Annotated in this window: 3 protein-coding genes; 1 reads left to right on the top strand and 2 read right to left on the bottom strand. The window is 63.8% G+C overall.

The features are described 5' to 3' along the window. A partial coding sequence (locus tag ACZ60G_RS43060; protein ID WP_465818057.1) for a DUF397 domain-containing protein occupies positions 1 to 164 on the bottom strand: 164 nt, incomplete at its 3' end. Next, the gene (locus tag ACZ60G_RS43055) at positions 154 to 1,038 is read right to left on the bottom strand and encodes a helix-turn-helix domain-containing protein (RefSeq protein WP_465818054.1); all 885 of its coding nucleotides are present in this window, start codon (positions 1,036 to 1,038) and stop codon (positions 154 to 156) included. The genes ACZ60G_RS43060 and ACZ60G_RS43055, both read right to left, overlap by 11 nt. Positions 1,039 to 1,261: 223 nt before the next feature. On the opposite strand from ACZ60G_RS43055, the gene ACZ60G_RS43050 reads away from it, so the two are divergent. Continuing rightward, the gene (locus ACZ60G_RS43050) at positions 1,262 to 1,954 is read left to right on the top strand and encodes a hypothetical protein (protein ID WP_465818052.1); all 693 of its coding nucleotides are present in this window, start codon (positions 1,262 to 1,264) and stop codon (positions 1,952 to 1,954) included. Positions 1,955 to 2,281 lie beyond the last annotated feature (327 nt).

Below are 2,281 nucleotides of genomic sequence, written 5' to 3'. Positions count from 1 at the left end.
GCATCCCACTCACGCGGCGCGAACACGAGCGCTGGGCCGGTTGGGTTCTTGGAGTCGCGGACGCCGACGATGCCGGTGTCGAGGAAGGCGACCTCCACGCATTCCTTGGTTGCCCCGCTGCGGCTGCTCTTAAACCACCGCGCTCCAGATAGGTCAACGTTCACGCTCGTACTCCCTCGCTATCTTGCGCAGCAGTGCCCTGCTGCTGACCTCATCCAGTGCTGCTTCTTGGAGCTTTTGGTGCGCCTGTGCGTACCGCTGCACGATACCCACTTTCTCCGAATACATGTCGCCGGTGTAGTTCTCGGCGTACGCGATCGTCGGCTCGATCGGCTCTCCCCAACGGTCCGTGGGGAACTCGAGAATCATGAACGGTCCGATCTGGTCACCCGTGGGGTATCCCGCCGAGAACGGCAGCACATAGATATTGACATTAGGCAGCGTGCTGGCGTCTGCCAACTTCTTTAGCTGCTTCGCCATGATCGACGGGCCGCCCACCACGCGGCGCAGCACGGCCTCGCCGAGAATTACGATCAGCGTGGCAGGCCTGGTGTTGCGGGTGATGAGATTCTGTCGCCGCACTTTCAGTTCAACGCGCCGCTCGATCTCTGCTTGGGGGACATCCGGTAGGGCACTGGCCATCAGGACACGTGCATACTCAGGAGTCTGCAATAGGCCTGGTACCAGGTCCGGCTGGTAGCTGGTCAGCCTCGTGGCCGCGGATTCAAGGCCCATGTAGACACTGAAGTTCGCCGGTATCAGATCCCCGAACTCATGCCACCACGACTTCTCCGCCGCCTGCTTCGCCAACCCCCGAAGCCCTTCTGCGCGTTCGGGATCGATCCGATAGATATCGATCATCCCGTCGAGCTCGCGCATCCGGATCTTCTGGTTCTGCCCCTTCTCATACCGCTGGAGCGTGCTCTTACTCCACTCCATGAGCCGGGCGGCGTCCTCCAGCGTCAATCCGATCGCGTCACGTGCTTCGCGCAGCAATCGCCCGAGCTGTCGACGAGTGATGCTGCTATCGCTGTCCACCAATGAATTACCCCCATATTTCGAGCCGACAGGTGCTCCAGAATCGGGAAGACCCTCCCACAAACTTCGGCTCTGCGCTGGGCTTTTCCGCCGATTGACAGGGGTTCCCGTTTTCGCCTTCCAAGACCCCCGCGGGCGGTGTGTCCTAGTCGTGGCGATCGGCCGGACCTCGGGTCGACCGCCACCATTGACCACCGATACGCCGAGGCGAAGGTTCGCGACGATGACGAACATACAAGCGGGACAGCCGGATACACCCTACGTCCGCAGTCGGCTGGACGGCGGCGACGCGCGCACACCCAAAGCGGTCGGCCTGGTCCGGACCGGCGTGTCCGGCCCGGCCGCGCCGCGACATGCAGCCGAGATCCGCCGCCACGCAGAGCAATTGGGATACCAGTACCTCTACACCGTCCGACCACCGGAGAATCCGGACACCGATCCGATCGGCTACGGCCTCACCATCGCCAGCGGTGTGCAAGCCGCCGCCCTGATCGTCTACGACCTGGCCAGCGTGGACAACACTCCCGCCCGCGTCTGCGAGACCTGCGACCTCGAAACGGTATGCCCGCCGGTGACGTGGGCTCGCGCTGCGCTCAGCAGCATCACCCCCGACCACGCCCACCCCGGCCGTCCACTCACGGTCGCCGAGTCGCACCGAATCATGCAGCGGCACATAACATGCCGTGCCATCACCTGCCCGATGAAGGCCGCCGCTCTCAGGTGCCTGGTGCGCGCGGGCGCATTCGTCCCACCGGCCATGAGCCCACGCGAACGCGCCGCCGCTCGCGGCTTGCCATTCGAACCGATCGGAAACGAACAGCGCGAGTGGCACGGCCCCGATCTCGCAACCCTGTTGGACGTGCTCGACGCACTAACCGACACCGATGCGCCCACCGTCCGGGACACCCGGCCATAGCCGTCGACACATATGGACGGCATCCACCGGACCGAAGTCGACGGCCTGCAAGCGACTTGGCACCTGAACCAGCGTCACGAAATCGGAATCATGTTCGTACACAACATATCCGACGCAAGCTCGGTCGTATCCTTCGAACCCGGCGACTACCCCGACTTGGTCCAGGCACGCGAGCACCTCCCGAAACTGGCGAAACTCTGGGACGCCGTCCGTCACGACTTCTGGACCAAAGCCATTCCGGCACATCGCCGTCCGCGCACACCTGGAACATCGGCCTGAACCTGGAGCGGGCTTCGATTCTCGAACGCCTGGCAGCCGCCTCGGGCA

It is taken from the genome of Nocardia sp. NPDC102475, assembly GCF_055584605.1.
The sequence above is the reverse complement of the archived record's forward strand: the minus strand, read 5'-3'. Positions and strand labels throughout refer to the sequence as shown.